Raw genomic sequence first — 18,079 nt, 5'->3', positions numbered from 1 at the left:
CTATTTCATGTTTTTGAGTATGTGCCGTGTTCATGTGGAGGCGTCATAAAAAATCTAACATGGCCACAACATTTAATTTTTAACCTTTTTTTCGTTGTGATCACTTCACTCGCTATTCGAGTAAACAAGAAAAACTTGTCAGATCATTTACTTTATAACCAGTTACAATAATTTAGATCAGTATAAATGAATTAAAATTATTGGGTCCAAAATAAGGGGAAGCTGAAAACCTTCAACTAGAGTAAGCAACAAATCAAAAACTTTTTATTATGAAAAATTTTAAATTATTATTAGGTGCGGCAGTAGTATTTGCCGTTGGAAGCGCTTTTACTGCTAGCAACAAAGCTTATGCAGGAGAATATGTTTTAATCGCTCCTAATACTTATGAGCTTAAAACAAATCGACCTGCCGGAGAATGCCGAGAAATGCCAAGTCAAATTTGTGATTATACCAAAATTAATCCATCTGGCAGTAATACAGATCCAAATAACTTCACCCCTAATACGAGAAATGCCCAATGGGTTGAAGGTGAGGACTAAAGAATATTTAAGGTGCTATCATTAATGGCACCTTAAATTTTGTAGTGAATTTATTAATTTAATCTCTTTCTTTATTAGAGTTCTTAGATTTTGACTCCCATTATAAAGATATTTTAAACTTCTAACAGATTGTAAATTTACGTATTAATCGATTTATTTCACTATAATCTCCATTATATCTTGAAGTGGAAAATTAAAAGTCATACTCCAACTAAAGAGCTATTTTGATATTTTATGATTATGTTAATTACCATCCAGCAAACAAGATAAATTCGTCCAATCATTTACTTTATAACCCGCTAGAATAATTTAGATCAGTATAAGTGAATTAAAATTATTGGGTCCAAAATAAGGGGAAGCTGAAAACCTTCAACCAGAGTAAGCAACAAATCAAAAACTTTTTATTATGAAAAATTTTAAATTATTATTAGGTGCGGCAGTAGTATTTGCCGTTGGAAGCGCATTTACTGCAAGTAATAAAGCTGCTGGAGAATATGTGCTAATTGGTTCTACTTACCAATTAAAATCAAGTAGACCTTCGGGGGATTGTGTAACTCAGTCTAGTCAAACCTGTGATTACACTAAAATCAATCCGTCCGGTAGTAATACCGATCCTAATAATTTCCAACCTTATCACACAAATGCTAGATGGGTTGAAGAATAGGAATAAGAACAGTTTAAGCCTAAGATGATATCTATTGGTAAAACCTTAGGCTTAAAATTTTAAAGAAGTGAGTTTATTAATTGAATTAAATTCATCCTATTTTTTTCATCATATGGTCTAGGCGGATTTAAACTTGCAATCTTTCCCAACTTATCTATAATTAATACTGTTGGATATCCACGTATATTATAATGACTAATAAGTTTTTCTTCTGAACCATTTCCGTTAGTATATAAGTTTAAACTTCCTCGATGCGAATATTCTAAACTTCGCACAGATTTAATCCACTCATATTTACTCTTGTCGATACTAATATTAATAAATTTTATTTTAGGATTATCTTTATAGATATTATATATTTCAGTCATTTGATCGTTAAGAATACGGCAATTTGTGCAGCCTGTAAAATAAAAATCTATCAACAAAACTTTTCCTAAAAAATCACTTTGTTTTACGACGTTTCCTAGAGTATCCTGCAAAGAAAAATTATATGCTAAGCTTCCTGCCAAAGAACTATCGCGATATTTTGTTAATAAGTCAATACAGTAAGGTGTTTTAACTGAATTTGTAACTTCAATAATAATATCAGAATATTTGTCAGATTGTAATTTTTTAACAAGTAAATATGAGGTTAACAACCTATCCTGAAATAGTCCGCTAAAATCCTTTCTAAGAAATGCAACTGCCTGAGGTGGAGGGAAGTCTTTTTTCCGTAAACCAGTTAATATAAAATCGTAGTAATAGTCGGAATACAGAAGAATATCTCTGTCAAATTTTTGGTCGAATTTTAATAAATTTTCAGAGTAAATCTTCTTTAGTTTATTTATACAAGAATCAGCAAATTCTTTATTTTGAGCATTAGCTTCGGAAGTATAAAAGATATAAGCTTGTTGGTAGTCATTTTTATACTTGAACGTTATATTAGCCTTTAGTAATGAATAAATTGATTTAGATAATTTATCTCGGTATTTTTCCAATGCACCTAAAGCCGTCAACTTAGAATTTTCTAATGAGACAAAAGCATTATCAAACCTTCTTTCATAGCTTGTAATATCAGTTTTTCTTAAAGCAAAGTATTCATAACCATATATTTTCTCTAACTTTCGAACCGAATCTAAAGTTTGAACGGACAATTTTTTTAAATCTTTTTGGATATCAAAAAAGAGTTCATATTTCTCTTTACCCTTTCCGGTAACAGTAATAATGTTCCTTTCAATATTAAAAGTTAAATCATCACCAGGTTCAATTATATAATTATTAAATATTGTCTGCCCATTTTCTACAGATAAATCAGCATACAAAAATGATTCATTGTTCTTAAATTCAATTTTTATTCTTTCTCCAGAGTTGGAAGTTAAATTTTTATTATTAACACCTGAATTAGCACCCCATCCGTTATCCCAATAAGCTAATTTGATATTATTTTTTTTAGTTAAGTCATTTATGATAATTCTTAAATATGCCACTTTATTGCCGCCTTTCGAATTTGTTTGAATAGTTCGAGCATTAGCATAATTTACCAAAAGAATGCCTAATATTATAAATTTGACTATCATTTTCATTATCGAATATTTTGAGTTAATGGATGAAAATTGATTTCTACAGGAGGGATTGGGAATACATACCTTGGACTATTGGCTTCTAGAGTGTAGATATTTACGCCTATATTACGTGTTAGTTTTTTTGCAAATTTATCATCCATATTTAAACGGCGTAAATCTTCCCATCTTAAATTGGCAGTAAAGGGTAGTTCTTTTCTGCGCTCATTAATTATTAATAACAAAGCTTCAGTAGGATTTGAAGCTGTTTTATTTGAATATGTACTTCGTCCATTTTCTTTTTTCCACCTCTCTTTTAAAAGCTTGTTTAAGTCGTTCATTGCTTCAACAAAATTCCCCGATCTAGCCAATGATTCTGATCTAATCAAAAATATCTCGTTTGTAGCTATTCCACAAAATAGTGCGCCTGCTCCTGTATATCTACCACCGAAGTTAATTGCGCCATTGGTATTTTTTTTGAAAAAAATTGCCTTACGAAGATCTTCATTTTCATATGTATCAAATAAATCTTTCATTACACATAATTCCTGTCTACTGTTAAAAGTATATGAAATAGTTTGTGCATAAAATATAATTTCAGTATTATTACCTCGAACAGTAGGAAATGGAAAATTCACAGTTGTACTTAAGGTATTGAAATCAATAAGTTCTGAATTTTTAGAAAGGACAATATCTGCAAATTCTTTAGCCTTAGTATAATTTTGCATATTAAAATATACTTTTGAAAGCATGCTTTCTGCCGCTAATTTTGTAGGCCGAGTTTTGTAACTGACTTGCAGAGGGAGTAAAGATTCGGCTTCAATAAGATCATTAATAATTCTATCATAAGTTTCTTTTAATGTGGAACGGTTTGGCAAATCATTTACATCGGAATTTAATTTAAGGGGAAGCCCTAGATCTGAATCTGCGGTACTTTCATTGTATTGTTTCGCATATAATTGTGCTAACTGATAATATGCAAAAGCTCTAAAAAATAATGCTGTTCCTTTTACTTCTGGTATTCGAGTATCATTAATATTTTTAATTTTTTCAATGCCATCAAGTACTACATTAGAATATTCGATAACTTGGTAAGGATAAGTCCAGTCTGGAGCAAATAACTCTCCCTCATAAATGTCGCTTGACCACTTATATGCATTTCTTTCTTGTAATGTACCACCAGAGATGGCAGTTTGATCTAAAATATAGGAATTGTCAGCACCAATTAATCCAATTGCAGGGTATTTGGTATTCATCACATCAGTATTATCTAGTAAAGCCTGAAAATCTTCAACGGTAGATGGGATAATATCTGATTTATTTGATTTTTTCTCTAACCATTCATCTTGCTTTTTACAACCAACAAGGATAAATGTACATATTGCATAGATTATAATATTTTTCATAACTGCATTTATTTTAATGTTGTCCTAATACCAAATGATACTGTTGTCGGATTTGGGTAGGAATTATAACCGGAAAGGTTATATTCACTAACATCCGGATCAATTCCTTTCTTATTTGCTCGCCACACTATACCAATATTATTTATATAACTATAAATTTGTAATGAGGAAATTGGAAGATTTCTAAGTAATTCCTTATTAAAATCATAACTAAGGCTAATATCCTGTAATCTTATATGGTCTCCTTTCTCAACAAGAGATTCAGAGCTTTGATAAAAAATATTGCGATTATAGTTGAATTCGTATAAGACTGAGGGAACTGTAGTTCGCGTTTCATCTCCTGGGTTTTGCCATCGGTCTTGAAATTCTTGATTGGCATATCCGCTATTTACAACGTCTGACAGGTTTAATGAGGTTGACCTTCGGCGAAAGTAATATCCAAATTTATATGTAACGTTAGCGGATAAAGAGATTCCTTTAAAAGAGAAAGTGTTACGTAATGCCCCAAAATTTCTTGGTCTTGACGAACCATGATATACAATATCTTCATTATTCGAACTTGTAATTATATTGAGGTAGTCTTTACTTATAACACCATTTAAATATCCCTGAGGATCTCCATTTGTTGGATCAAGTCCCGCTGTTTTAAAACTATATACTCCGAAAAGACTATTTCCTTCCTTGATATATAAACCATATCTTCCAGGACCATCAATATTAAGCCCTGAACTTGTTAGATATTGCGAAGTATATTTTGTGTCATAAGATATTACTTTATCTTTATTATAACTTAATAGTATAGTCGTATTCCATTTAAAATTACCATTAAGATTTACTGAGTTTAAATTAATATCAAAACCTTTTGTCTTAACAGTTGCGGCATTTCCTTTGTAAGAAGAAAACCCGGTTGAATGTGCTAACAAAGCATCCTCGATAAGATCAGTACCCAACTTCTCATAAATTTCAAATGAACCATTCAAGCGATTACCTTTAGATGAAAAATCTAAAGCTAGATTTTTGTTTCTAATTTTCTCCCATCTTAATTCTGCGTTTGGGGCACTCGTGATGTAGGCAATTGGTAGTCCAGTAATTGGGCTGACATCATAGGTTGCCGTCAAATAGGATGAGGCATTATATACATTTCCATTATATCCAAATGATGCCCTTAGTTTTAAATAAGGTATTAACGAAAATTTATAGAACGATTCTTTGCTGATATCATAAGCAACACCAGTTGACCAAAGTGGTGTCATTTTATCATTTGTTTTCACTCCAAAAATGTTTGCACCATCTTTTCTTCCACTCAGTGAAAAAGTATATTTACCTAAATACGTGTAAGCGCCGTTTGCATAATAAGATATATATCTATTTGTATTACCTATAATTTTCCCAAGAGGAGACGGAAGAACCGTTGATCCAAGTGCCGATGGGTTCATTGGATAAGGAATATTATAATTTAAATTAGTCACAGAAGTTCCAAACTCATCATTGTAGCCATACAACGCTTTATCAGTACTCTCACTTACTATTTCTCTTATCTCAGCTCCCGCAATTGCAGATACTAAATGTTTTTGTGAAAATTCTTTATTGAAATTCAACTGTGTTCTGAAGTTATTGGAATACAATTTTCTGTCTGTTAAATAGAGAATTCCTCCTTTTGGAAAGGGGTATGTAAATGAGCCCTCACTAGATCGCTGGCTGTACATATTAACGAAATTTCTCGCTTCATAACTTTCGGGACTTCTGTAACCACGATTATTTCCGAATTCATTTTCATGCTGATATTGAATTTCAGCATTTAAGAAATCAGTGAAATTATACCGGACAATGCCTCTTATAAGGATGTTATCAGTTTTAGTACTGGTATCATAAAGGTCTCTTTCTTGAATGGGTCTATATTTCCAATCTAAAAAGCCTAAACTTTGGCTATTTTCAAGATAACTGTCTCTTTTTCCATATGGTACCGCAAGCGGATTTTTATTATCATCAACAAAACTTATATATGGATACGGAGAAGTGTATTGATATCCAAATTTATTCTCACTCTTTGTATATAATACAGAACCTGTAATTTCCAAATTTTTAATGGGATGATATGTATTTGTTGAATTAATAGTAAACCTATTGTTTCCAGAACCAAACAAGGTATTACGGTTTTTGTCATATCCTATAGAAAGTGAATAAATAGATTTTTCCGAACCTCCTCTAAAACCCAATGAATATTGTTGATTCATACTGGGACGATAAAAATATTCGGATGTTTGGTCGCGAACATCCACATTTCTCAATCTATTTATTTGGTCAGTAATATTCTCATTTGAAGGATCATTTCTTTGTTTCGATAAAAGCTCAACTACTGGTGATATTACAGGATAGTAATTGTTGTCGTTTAAATTGGGATCATAATACCCCTTATTAAAAAGAAACGTTTCGACATCTATAAATTCAGAGGATTTAAGAAAATTTCTTGAATATTTTAAATTTGGCCTTGCCCCTACGGTTAAATTTGAATTAAAATCAATCTTTAAGGGTTGATTAAATTTTCCTTTTTTGGTAGTGATTACAATGACACCATTCCCAGATCTCGAACCCCAGATCGAAGCTGCAGCAGCATCTTTAAGTACTGTGATACTTTCAATATCATTTGGATTTATATTATTAATATCTCCTTCATAGGGAAAATTGTCAAGTACAACCAGAGGATCAGCGCTAACTTTATCATCAATTGTAACTCTTCCTCTTATGCTTATTCCTAATTTTTCATTCGGAGGATTTAACCCTATTGGACCTGAAATTTTATTAAAAATCAATCCACTTGTAACACCGTCCAGTCTGTCTAAAATATTCGTGCTAACACGTCTGTTTAATAATTGGTTATCTATTTGGACAAATGAGCCCGTTGCTCGTTCTTTAGGTATGTTTTGATATCCGGTCGAAACAACATCTACTATTCCAATAATATTATCGTTTTGATGCATAATAATATTACCTGAATTTATTACAGGAACTTCTACTGGTGTATAACCGATAAATGAAACTTGAAGTACCTCGTCCTTTAATGAACCAGGGATCATAACAATTCCATTTGCATCTGTCATAAAGTTTACATTGCTTCCTTTTACTCGAAGAGAAGCTCCGGACAACGGTTCACCCCGTTCATTAGAAACCTTTCCTCTTATGGGAGTCTGATCTTTATCTATTGGGTTTTTAGAACCTGTTTCCTTCCCCCTATCGACAGAAACTATAATTTTTCCTTCAATAGAATAATCGAACGGTTGGTCATTGAAGATTTCATCTAGAACCGCTTTTAGATCTTTTTCCTTTGCAGATATAGTGACAGCCTTAGCAATCTTCATATGCCTGCTATTTATTGAAAAAGAATAGCCCGATTGCTGGTTAATCTGGCGAATAACAGTCCTGAAAGGTGCATCTTTTTGGATCAATGTTATTTTTTGTGCAGTAAGTTTTGTGCAAGCGAGAAAAATAATCAATATAAAAAATATTAGGTTTTTCATGACTTGTCTTTTTTCTAATTGTTTTTCATTGGTTTTCCGTTTCCATAGGGGAATAGAAATCGGTTTACCATTGTCGATAATGGTATTATTCATTACATTTGAGTTAGGGTTAGTAATTTGCTTTATTTAACTTTTAAAAACCCGCAGCCGTCCCGACTGGACCTCGGGACGGTATATTCTTACGAACTACGGGCATAAACACATATGAAACGTTCTTATCTGATGATCACCTCCTTTCCGTGAATCTCAGTTTTTACACCGTATGTTTTATCTATTACTTTTAGAACAGTGGAAAGATTTTCATTTTTGTTAATGCTTAAATCTGCACTCTCTGAATTTTTGAAATTTTGGGGAAATTTGAAGTCTACATCATACCAACGTTCAACTTCCTTTGAAAGTTCCACGAGAGAAATATTTCCCGAATTTATCAACCCTTCCTTCCAGCCGATAAAATCAAGAGCATCGACATTTTTAATGGAAAGGCTATAATGATCAATTATAGCCTGTTCATTGGGCTTCAATTTTCTGGTAAATGTAGAGCCATTAGATTTAATTTCTACGCTTCCCTGAACGAGAGTCGTATACTGTTTGTCCTCATAGGCACGAATATTAAAGGTTGTTCCAAGAACTTTAACTTCTTGGAGAGTTGTGTTGACGAGAAATGGATGTTTTGGGTCATGATGAACTTCAAAATAAGCTTCACCATTTAATCGGACTTCTCTATTATTGTTTGAAAATTTTACTGGATATTCTAAAGACGAATTGGAGTTTAGCCAAACTTTAGAACCATCTGCAAGGGTAATTTTATATTGGCCACCTCTCGGGGTTTTCAGTATTGCTGATCCGATGAATTCTGAATCATTTATAGAACTCCCATCACTATAGGTTAGGCCGCTGGGAGTTACCAAAATGCCTTCCGTTTCTTTCAGATTAATAGCTTTACCATTCCCAAAAGTTATAGTAGCTTTATTTGAGCCCGGTAAGATGTCGTTTTCTATGGTTTTAAATGTTGGTTCTTGCGTACCCGACTTATAGTTTAAATACCAAATTGACGTTCCGAAAACGACTATGAATCCAGCAGCAATGCTCATTTTTCGGAACAGCATTAATTTTCTTTTCTTTCTGATTTTTTGTTCAATCAGTTTGAATTGAACATTTGAATCAGTATTATAAAGTTTCTTTATGGAATCAGCGACAAGATTTTCATTTTTTAAATTATTGAAATATATTTTATTCCCTTCATCCTTTAATAACCAAGTTTCTAAAGTTGAATGATCACTAAAAGTCAAAGGTTCTTCCTGAACGATTTTTTTTAATATATTGCTTATTTCAAAACTGATGTAAACATCTTTCCTTTCCATGATTCCGCGTTTATAATATAGAAACGGGAAATAGTATAGGTTTCTCTAAAGAAAATTGAAAAATTTATAAATAAAATAATAAAAGGGCGATTCCGGCATTTCCAAGCCGTTTTTTTATGATAGAGACGGCTCTGGATTTTTGATTATTGACAGTACTTACGCTTATGCCGAGATCATCTGCGATTTCCTTTGCATTTTTATCTTCATCTAAAAACTGCCTCATTATAATCCTGCACTTTTCAGGAAGTGCATCAATTTCAGCTCCCAATTGGCTAATAAGTTCAGCATCAATAATATTTTGAAGAATACTTTCTTCTGATTCTTCAAAATCCTGAATGTATCTACCAAAGCGATTAGATCTAACTTTTTCTTTAGCAATCTTGTCCAGACACGCATTTTTTGTTACTATGTATAGAAATGCTTTAATATTTTCAAAAGAATTAAAAGTTGATCTCTTTTCATAAAGCTTGACAAAAACATCTTGTACAATTTCCTCAGCTTCAGAATAATTGTATTCAGGTAAAAGCTTAGAAGCAAAATAAACTATTGCTTTGTGAAATGTTTGGAAGATTTGGTGAAAGGCATATTGATCTCCATTCCGCAGTCCCTGCAGTAATATTTCATAGGCCATATTTTCAACATTCTTCATCTTTAGGTGGCTATAATTTATAAAATTAGCTATTATTTCTAAATTTTAAAAATCATAATTTTTATAAAGGACTGAAAGCGTTTTGAAAATATACTTTTAAAAAGCATCATAGGGGAATTTCTACTATTGGATCATCATCGAAATTTAAGTCTTTCCGTCTTTTTTTTATAAAGGTTGTGGCTTTAATACCATTAATTTTTAGAAACTTTTCATTAAAATTCTGACGCGACCCTATACCACATTCCTCGGCTAAAGTTATAATGGTATATGACAGATATTTCCTATCATTATATAGTTTGTTTGTAATATAATTTATTCTTAGGTGAGCCAAGTAATCGGTGAAATTCATTCCCCTAGATTCTCTGATAATACTTGTGAGATATTTGTAATTTGTATCAAACTTTTTTGCAAGGTCTTTAGATGTTAAGCCCTTTTCTATAAAACCATTGTTCTGTTCAAATTTTTTCAGTTTTTTTAATATCTCATTTATTATTTGTTGGGGAATATAAGGGTCAACCGAATTATTTATGGGAGAAGAATCTTCAGGCTTTGGTTCCTCAACTTTATTTAAAATTTTCTGTTCTAGAAGATAATAGGCTTTAAGTAGTTTATCCTTTTGAGATTGATGCCATATTATCATGAACAATATCACGGAAGAGCTCAAAATTATAATTATTAAAGTTGTCCACTTACTTTTGGAAATCTCCTTTTCTAAACTAAGCTTTGTTTCCCGCAATAACGGGGTATCATATTCTTTATGAATTTTAGAAGAAAGATATCTGAAATCCCTATTAAGGACTATATCTGCTTTTAATAATTGCTTTGTATAAAAATATTCTTTATGAAGATCTTTTTTGGTCTTATAGTAATTTATCAAAGATTCGTAGTTATTTCTTACTTCTGGTAAAATGAAGTTATGTCTTTGAAATACGGAATCCACCATCTTAAAATATGTTGCAGCTTGATCTTCTTTTCCAAGGGCAAGATATGATTTACCAATGTAAGAATAACAAACCGTTAACCAAGCAAAATCATTGACAGCTGAAATGGATTTCATGCAGGAATTTAGGGATGAGATTGCCTGTTCATATTTTCTATTCCTGAATTGCTGAATTCCTTTTTCTTTCAAAAAATAACTGTATTCCTGCATATATTCTTTGCTCGTTGATGTCTGCAATAGACCAACAGCAATTAATGAATCCGAACGCTTAAACTGTCCAAGATTTCTATAACATACTGCCATTTGATGGATAGAATTAAAATAACCTCTTAAATTGTTGTAAATGAGGTTTGGATGTTGAGGTTTTTTAGATTCACTTTTAAAAAATTCACTCGTGGTTCTAAACTGTTCCAGGGATTCATTATAATTTCCCATATAACTGTTGACAACACCCATAAGATAGATTAGCCTATTGTTATAAAAATAATCTGTACTATTTTTGGCGTATTGATATGCCTTTATGTATTCATCTAATGCGAGATTATACTTCTTATACTGGAAATAATACACAACTCCCTTTTCCAAATATGCAGCGCTTATTTTTTCATTATTTTTAGTGAGTTTTGAGGCATAAATTGTACTATCCGCAAATTTTAATTTCTGTTCTGGGTGTGATGAGTACAAAATACCATCCAAATACCCCTGAATTAATTGTTCGTAATTCTTTTCTCTTTTCGCTTTGGCTATATACTGCTTTATAAACTGAAGCGCATGTTCATCATTTTCTGAAAGTCCCTCATAATTTTTTCGCAGAAGATAGTATTCACTAAACTCTTCATCATTCTGTCCTTTCAAAGACATCGTGAAAAAAAACGAAAAACATATTATATAAAGTTTAAGGAAGGCTTTCATGGTTAGGTGACTTTCATATAAAATTAAAAAAAATCACCCAAATATGACCTTTTATTGAATAAACATTAAATGGAAGCAATATCTAGGTCAACATCCAGAAACATAAATAATTACGAATGTTATTTTTCTAGAAATACAACATAATTATTTTAGAAGCGCACCATACAAAGGTTTTCAGAGCGAGAAAAGTCCAATAATTTCGAAGTCAGAATTCTATTAAAACCCCGGGGATAAATCTTCTAAATATTATGACTATGAAAAAGATTATCTCAATTATTTCATCAATAATTACAATTTTAGCGGGAATTGTTTTTATGCACTCCTGTAGACAGCAGGACGATGATCAGGCTTTAGAGCAGGACTTTAAGTTTGAAAAATCAATAAGTAAACTATCCAACAGAAATGCGGATAGTCTAAATCAAGTATCGAATTCAGGTGAATTTGATGCGGCAGAAATTGACTATAAAGATCCACCTCCTAAAAATGGTGGACAGTGGAAAATCAAAAACTAATCAAACTGTTTGTATATATGCAGTGCGCAATGCATATATAACGAACAGATCATGAGGTAAGTCAGAGGCATCTTTTCCAATGGTAATAGAAATTAAAAATTGCTTCCTTTGAGACAAATTTATCCTTAAAATACCAATCACTGCCACATTTTGAAGGGTATCATATTACTTCTTTAAGTTTATCCATTAAAAATTATATTATATGGATATTTTACTTAAAAACCTCTCGTATTTTAGATCAAACCTTCAAGAATTACTATACACCAATTATCCTGAAAAGGCTTACGATTCTAAATTTATTTCTCAACGTTCAAATTGGGCTTTTAAAGCTTATGAAGGTGCTATTCAAGGTAAAAATACTGAAGAAGAAGCTGAGAGAATCGCAAATTCTATTCTTTTTGAAGCTCTATATTTTTCCAAGTTCAATACAATTTTTCAAGTTGTCACCTACGAATTCGACACCTTTTTTGTTGATGAAGAGATAAGACCATTTTCTCTAAAAATGCTGAATGTCTGCGATGATATATTTAAAAAATATGATCTAACGGATGACTTTGCGTATAGTACTGACTATGATTATCTTTATAACGATATCAAAGCTATTATTAGTGAATGGATTAAAAAGAACTTGAATTTATAATCTCTAATAAAAAGCATCCTACATCACCTTATTGAAAATCCAAAGAATTGCTACAGACCTGTTTGATAGCAGTTTTTTTATTATATGTTTTCGGTCAAAAACATAACTAATAATGCCAAATTAATCCTTAAAATTCCCTGAAAAGCCAATTTAATCAACGGATACAGATTCCCAATAATTTCACTTGCAAATTTAATTTTTCAGATATGCAAGGAGATGATGATTTAAGAGGATTAGCAAAAATTATTGCTTTTATGAGGGCCGTAAGTATCGTTCTGATACTTATGCATTTTTATTGGTTTTGTTATAGTGCATTTGCAGACAAGGGCTGGAACATAGAGGTGGTCAACCGAATTTTAAGCAACTTCCAAAGGACGGCAGGTTTATTTTCACATACTCTTTATACGAAGGCTTTTGCATTCCTGCTTCTTGCATTAAGCTGCTTGGGAACGAAAGGAGTGAAAAATGAAAAAATTACCTGGACAAAAATTAATACCATTTTATTAGTAGGATTTGTATTTTATTTTCTAAACACATCATTACTATTACTTTCTCCCGACATAGGCTTCTTTTTATACATTCTTACGACAAGTATTGGATATATTTCATTGATGGTAGGTGGTATTTGGCTAAGCCGGCTTTTAAAGAACAATCTGATGGATGATGTCTTTAATAGCGAAAATGAAAGCTTCATGCAGGAAACCAAATTGATGGAGAACGAATATTCGGTAAACTTACCAACTAAATTCTATTATAAAGGAAAATGGAATGATGGATGGATCAACATTGTTAACCCTTTTCGTGCGACAATCGTACTGGGAACCCCCGGATCGGGAAAATCATATGCCGTCGTCAATAATTTTATCAAACAGCATATTGAGAAGGGTTTTGCGATGTATATCTATGACTTTAAATTCCCAGATCTCTCAACTATAGCATATAATCACCTGTTAAGGAATACTCACTGCTACAAGGTAAAACCAAAGTTCTATGTAATCAATTTTGATAATCCCCGCGAAAGTCACAGAAGTAACCCAATCAATCCCAAATTTATGACGGACATCTCTGATGCATATGAGTCTGCGTACACAATTATGCTGAACCTCAATAGGTCCTGGATAACTAAGCAGGGCGAATTTTTTGTCGATTCACCAATAATATTATTAGCTGCAATTATTTGGTATCTGAAAATTTATGATAATGGCAGATATTGTACTTTCCCACATGCTATAGAGCTTTTAAACAAAAAGTATGAGGATATATTTACCATATTGACTTCATATCCAGAACTGGAAAACTATATCTCTCCCTTTATGGATGCTTGGGAGGGCGGCGCCCAGGACCAATTGCAGGGACAAATTGCTTCCGCAAAAATTCCTTTATCAAGAATGATCAGCCCGCAATTATACTGGGTTATGTCAGGCGACGACTTCACTCTAGATCTCAATAATCCAAAGGAACCAAAAATACTATGTGTTGGCAACAACCCGGATCGTCAAAATATTTATTCGGCTGCTTTAGGATTGTATAATTCTCGTATTATTAAACTAATTTCTAAAAAGGATCAACTTAAATGTTCCATTATCATTGATGAGTTACCTACAATATATATACGTGGACTGGATTACATTTCCTACGCCAGATCCCTAAAAATTTCGTCTCTCTTTGGTATTCAGGACTTCTCGCAGCTAACCAGAGATTATGGTGATAAAGAAAGTAAAGTGATACAAAACTTGGTAGGTAATATAGTAAGTGGTCTGGTTGTTGGAGAGACTGCAAAGACTCTTTCTGATCGTTTTGGAAAGGTCTTGCAGAAAAGGCAAAGCATGACAATAAACCGTAATGACAAATCGACATCCATTTCCACACAACTTGACAGTTTAATTCCTGCGTCGAAGATCAGCACCTTAACCCAAGGAATGTTCGTGGGATCAGTTGCAGACAACTTCGATGAACGCATTGATCAGAAAATATTTCATGCCCAGATTGTCGTGGACAATAAAAAGGTTGCAGCAGAGACAAAATCATATCAAAAAATACCCGAAATCACCAAGTTTATTGATGAAAATGGTAATGACAATATGCAAGAAGTAATTGATGGGAATTACAAACAGATCAAAGCCGACATTAACGGAATTATTGAACGGGAATTAGATCGTATAAGTAATGATCCATCTTTATCTCATTTGATAAAAAAGGAATCTTAGGATATTGAAGGGTTAATATAACAAAGATTAATTTTATTTTTTTCTTAGAAAATCAAAATTATTTCATTACTTAGTAAAATATTGGATTTTCTTTTCTATAAGAAATTTGTTATACTAACTGGCCAATAATTATGAACACTTATTTATTAGCATTGGTAGAAAGTACGTTAAAGGACGCGATTGAAGAGTTTTCAAAACTTCATTGGGTCTCTCCTGCATTTCACGCTAACAAAATTGATGTGATTCAACTGCAGTTGAATAAACTCATGGATTACTACATTGAATTTTTTCAAAAAACCGGATTTCTGCCCAAAGATTTGGATTTAGTAAAAAAATCTTGCCTTATTGAACGAAGAATAAAGGATTTCGATAAAGCACAAGAAGATGAAATTTTATCTGGTTTATCCTTTGTTATTGAAGAAATCGAAGATGATGTCAAAAACCGCATTATTCCCATTCACACCCAATATCCTAAAACCCATAATTTAGCCCTATTGACAGGAATTGCAGCGACTGACTCCTATGGAAAAACGATTAGATTTCTGCTTCATGAATTTGAAATACCGAGAATTTTAATTGATATAATTGCGCAGGATCTTGATTATATTGGAAGGCTTCTTGATCTGTATGATGCAAAGGTAAGAAGTTCGTTAAAAGACTTTGTAACATCATTTAATCGTAATTATAAGAAGTTCCAGAAAGACTGTAAGATTTATCTAGAGGATACTTTTTATCAATTTTATATCAAACTAAAGATGATCGGGGCAAACCGTGATATTCTTTTTTCGGATATGAACAAAAAGGAAATTGCTTATAATAATCAATTTGGAGATTATTTAAACCTCTACAGAATATATAATCAACATTATAAAATCGTGCTGGATGACTTACCCAGATTCAAACAAATATTATAGTATCGATAATTAAATTCCTATTAGTAGGAATTTTTTATAATAAAAAAGCATTTATTTGAAATACATTAGCTCATTCAAGATATTTTTTTTCAAGAAAGGTTTTTGAAATTTGGTTATAGATAATCATTAAACCGATTGTGATGAAAAAATATTTTGCAAAAGACTATGCAAGTATTGTAGCTTATTTCATAGCGCTGCTTTTTGTATATGCAGCTATGAGTAAACTTTTGGATTTTGAAAATTTCCAGGTTCAACTCGCGCAATCCCCACTGTTGAGTGCCTATGCCGGATTTATTTCCTATGCCGTAATTATAGTTGAATTTGCGTTGGCAGTTTATGTCTGTGTTCCAGATTATCAATTATTTGCGTTATATGGCTCTTTGGGTTTAATGACAGCTTTTACTATCTATATTTATCTGATAATAAATTATAGTGATTTTGTTCCGTGTTCATGCGGCGGAATATTAGAAAAATTAGGGTGGACTGAACACCTGATTTTTAATATCGTGGTCGTGATACTAATTTTTACAGCAATTCTTTACAGGGAAAGAAAACAGAATCCACAAAATCGACTGATCTTACCCATATCCAAATCTATTGCCATAAGTATTGTCAGTTGTGGAATTGTTGTATGCTTATTTTTAAGTTCCGAACACATTATTAAGCAGGAGAATAATTTTACAAGGCGATTTGTACCGCATCCACTTGTTAAAGAACAGATTTATGACCTGGGAGTAAATTCTTACTACTTTGCTGGGTTGGAGGATGGAAATATCTATTTGGGAAATACAACTGCACCGCTTTTCATAACAAAAATTGACACCGCACTAAGAGGGATGTCAGATATAAAGGTAAAATTGGACAATAAAAATCATGTATTCCGAAACTTAAAGTTAACAATCCGTAAACCATATTATTATATGTACGATGGTTCTGTACCAGTAATTTATCAAGGGAAGTTGGAGGACTCATTAGCAAAAACAATAAGCTTTGGTGATGCATATTTTAATCAGCTTGCCATACTTGATTCAATGCGATTTGCCATTAGAACTCAGCGGAGGTCTGATAAACGGTATATTCTAGCCTCACTGGATTTAGATAAAAATAAAAAACTGGAATTGCAACCGGATATTTTAGAAAAACAGATTGACGGAATTTTTGATGTGGATGGAATTTTGAGTTCTGATAGTCAGAGCGGAAAACTGGTCTACACCTATGTCTATCGCAACCAGTACATTGTGATGGATAACAATTTCAAGATATTGAATCGTCTAAATACCATTGATACAACAAGCCGTGCAAAAATTTCTGTAGTACGTTTATCCAATGGCAATAATAAAATGAGTGCTCCGCCTTTTAGCGTAAATAAAGGTTCACTGGTTTCGGGTAATTTATTATTTAATCAATCCAACCTGAAAGGCAAACATGAGCCCTCAAAATCCTGGAAAACATCTTCCATAATTGATGTATACAGCACTGATCAACAGCAATATATTGGTAGTTTTTACATTCGACATAAAAATAATATACCAATGTCTGCAATGATCGTTCAGGACAACAACCTTTTCGTCCTTATTGGAAATGAACTTGTTCGTTATAAAATCCGGGATGGTGCTTTTGACGTGAATTCAAAACGAAACAGGCCGCTCAGGGAGCAGCCTGTTGATAAGGAACCCAAAAAAGGGATTGCCGAAAACCTTGAAAAGATTAGGCATAAACCAATAAACACTTAATATGAAAAAAATATTATTGCCAGCACTTATTGTAGCAATGGGTGCAGGCGCAGCTTTCGCTACCAATTTGGCAAGTAAAGCCTCTAAAGTAATTCCGACTTATCGTATTGATGAGAATAACAAATGTGTTCAGGTACAACAAGATTGTAATGCCACAAGCGGATTTGTTTGTACTTGGGATGGAGACGGTACTTCGCGTTTACATGAGTTTATGGATAGTGAAACACAATGTTCACAAGAACTATTCAGAACTACTCCATAAGTTCGAAGAGAAGGCGCTTAAAAAGGCGCCTTCTTTTTTATTTGCTTATTGATCCATGGAACATCTTTTATATCTTTCAGAAAATAATCGAACCATTCTAAGATCTTTTCGTCCCTGTCTTTCTCCTCGAGAGGATGATGGAGAAAATCGTGATTACCATTTTTATATAAAAGGGCTATCACCTGTTTTTGATAACGTCTAAGACCAATATAAAATTCCATAACCTGGTCCAATGGCACGTTTTCATCCTTCTTTCCTCCCCATAATAAAATTGGTGATTTGACATT

The 18,079-nt window shown here is 32.5% G+C and carries 16 protein-coding genes; 9 read left to right on the top strand and 7 right to left on the bottom strand.

Features of this window, described 5'->3' with window-relative positions; translation table 11 throughout:
* Positions 1–21 precede the first annotated feature (21 nt).
* The 3 genes from WFK35_RS23280 to WFK35_RS10220 all read left to right on the top strand — a co-directional run bounded on the left by WFK35_RS23280 (position 22) and on the right by WFK35_RS10220 (position 1,203).
* Entirely contained in the window at positions 22–171 is a 150-nt protein-coding gene (locus tag WFK35_RS23280) for a hypothetical protein (RefSeq protein WP_442892031.1), read from the top strand.
* Between the two features lie 98 nt (positions 172–269).
* Positions 270–539: a DUF6520 family protein gene (locus WFK35_RS10225; protein ID WP_048506292.1), complete on the top strand. Its 270-nt coding sequence runs from the start codon at positions 270–272 to the stop codon at positions 537–539.
* A gap of 406 nt (positions 540–945) precedes the next feature.
* Complete coding sequence (locus WFK35_RS10220) at positions 946–1,203, top strand: DUF6520 family protein (protein WP_048506293.1); 258 nt, start codon at positions 946–948, stop codon at positions 1,201–1,203.
* 59 nt (positions 1,204–1,262) lie between these two features.
* On the opposite strand, the gene WFK35_RS10215 is transcribed toward WFK35_RS10220, so the two are convergent.
* The 6 genes from WFK35_RS10215 to WFK35_RS10190 form a co-directional block, all read right to left on the bottom strand.
* Positions 1,263–2,765: a TlpA family protein disulfide reductase gene (locus WFK35_RS10215; protein WP_048506294.1), complete on the bottom strand. Its 1,503-nt coding sequence runs from the start codon at positions 2,763–2,765 to the stop codon at positions 1,263–1,265.
* Complete coding sequence (locus WFK35_RS10210) at positions 2,765–4,147, bottom strand: RagB/SusD family nutrient uptake outer membrane protein (RefSeq protein ID WP_048506295.1); 1,383 nt, start codon at positions 4,145–4,147, stop codon at positions 2,765–2,767. Before WFK35_RS10210 ends, WFK35_RS10215 begins: the two co-directional genes overlap by 1 nt.
* Positions 4,148–4,155: 8 nt before the next feature.
* Positions 4,156–7,755 (bottom strand): SusC/RagA family TonB-linked outer membrane protein, encoded by a 3,600-nt coding sequence (locus tag WFK35_RS10205; protein ID WP_053082687.1) that lies wholly within the window; start codon positions 7,753–7,755, stop codon positions 4,156–4,158.
* Between the two features lie 122 nt (positions 7,756–7,877).
* Positions 7,878–9,023 (bottom strand): FecR family protein, encoded by a 1,146-nt coding sequence (locus tag WFK35_RS10200; RefSeq protein ID WP_048506296.1) that lies wholly within the window; start codon positions 9,021–9,023, stop codon positions 7,878–7,880.
* Between the two features lie 64 nt (positions 9,024–9,087).
* On the bottom strand, positions 9,088–9,672 hold the full coding sequence (locus tag WFK35_RS10195; protein WP_048506297.1) for an RNA polymerase sigma factor: 585 nt from the start codon (positions 9,670–9,672) through the stop codon (positions 9,088–9,090).
* Between the two features lie 106 nt (positions 9,673–9,778).
* Positions 9,779–11,467 (bottom strand): helix-turn-helix domain-containing protein, encoded by a 1,689-nt coding sequence (locus tag WFK35_RS10190; RefSeq protein WP_312440748.1) that lies wholly within the window; start codon positions 11,465–11,467, stop codon positions 9,779–9,781.
* Positions 11,468–11,778: 311 nt separating this feature from the next.
* Between WFK35_RS10190 and WFK35_RS10185 the strand changes: the two genes are divergently transcribed.
* From WFK35_RS10185 to WFK35_RS10160, 6 genes are all read left to right on the top strand, one after another.
* Positions 11,779–12,036, top strand: coding sequence for a hypothetical protein (locus WFK35_RS10185; protein WP_103290200.1), 258 nt, complete (start codon positions 11,779–11,781; stop codon positions 12,034–12,036).
* Positions 12,037–12,238: 202 nt separating this feature from the next.
* Positions 12,239–12,676 carry a DUF1896 family protein gene (locus WFK35_RS10180; RefSeq protein ID WP_048506300.1) on the top strand — a complete coding sequence of 146 codons (438 nt, stop codon included), beginning with the start codon at positions 12,239–12,241 and terminating at the stop codon, positions 12,674–12,676.
* A 206-nt stretch (positions 12,677–12,882) separates the two neighbouring features.
* A complete protein-coding gene (mobC, locus tag WFK35_RS10175) occupies positions 12,883–14,883 on the top strand; it encodes a conjugal transfer protein MobC (RefSeq protein ID WP_073060412.1) in 2,001 nt (666 codons plus the stop codon).
* Positions 14,884–15,014: 131 nt separating this feature from the next.
* Complete coding sequence (locus WFK35_RS10170; protein WP_048506302.1) at positions 15,015–15,797, top strand: hypothetical protein; 783 nt, start codon at positions 15,015–15,017, stop codon at positions 15,795–15,797.
* Between the two features lie 140 nt (positions 15,798–15,937).
* A complete protein-coding gene (locus WFK35_RS10165) occupies positions 15,938–17,530 on the top strand; it encodes a DoxX family protein (protein ID WP_048506303.1) in 1,593 nt (530 codons plus the stop codon).
* Position 17,531: 1 nt separating this feature from the next.
* The gene (locus WFK35_RS10160) at positions 17,532–17,792 is read left to right on the top strand and encodes a DUF6520 family protein (RefSeq protein WP_048506304.1); all 261 of its coding nucleotides are present in this window, start codon (positions 17,532–17,534) and stop codon (positions 17,790–17,792) included.
* A 17-nt stretch (positions 17,793–17,809) separates the two neighbouring features.
* Here the strand turns inward: WFK35_RS10160 and WFK35_RS10155 are convergent.
* On the bottom strand, positions 17,810–18,079 hold a 270-nt coding region (locus tag WFK35_RS10155; RefSeq protein ID WP_336732571.1), incomplete at its 5' end, for an alpha/beta hydrolase family protein.

Source organism: Chryseobacterium sp. VD8, assembly GCF_037149975.1.
Classification (GTDB): domain Bacteria; phylum Bacteroidota; class Bacteroidia; order Flavobacteriales; family Weeksellaceae; genus Chryseobacterium; species Chryseobacterium indicum.
This window is presented reverse-complemented; position numbering and strand designations above follow the sequence as displayed.